This is a genomic window from Shewanella sp. AS16 (genome assembly GCF_021412365.1).
In the GTDB taxonomy this organism is placed as follows: domain Bacteria; phylum Pseudomonadota; class Gammaproteobacteria; order Enterobacterales; family Shewanellaceae; genus Shewanella; species Shewanella salipaludis.
Genome location: NZ_JAKCLK010000182.1, coordinates 1 through 303 on the forward strand (window position 1 = coordinate 1; position 303 = coordinate 303).

A 303-nucleotide genomic window follows, 5' to 3' on the forward strand; every position below is an offset into this window, starting at 1 on the left:
GCCGGTCTCAGCGTGCCGGGCGTTGCCCGCGCCGTTGTTGGTCAGCAGGAAGCCATTAAATGGGATAAAGCGCCGTGCCGTTTCTGCGGTACGGGTTGCGGCGTTCTGGTCGGAACGCAGCAGGGGCGTGTGGTGGCCTGTCAGGGCGACCCGGACGCACCGGTTAACCGTGGCCTGAACTGCATTAAGGGCTATTTCCTGCCCAAAATCATGTACGGTAAAGACCGTTTGACGCAGCCGCTGCTGCGTATGAAAAACGGTAAATATGACAAAGAAGGCGAATTTACCCCAATCACCTGGGAT

1 pseudogene is annotated in these 303 nt (G+C 57.8%); it reads left to right on the forward strand.

Annotation, left to right across the window (positions count from 1 at the left end):
- Positions 1 to 303, forward strand: a pseudogene (locus LZP73_RS19890) (periplasmic nitrate reductase subunit alpha); the annotation flags it as partial.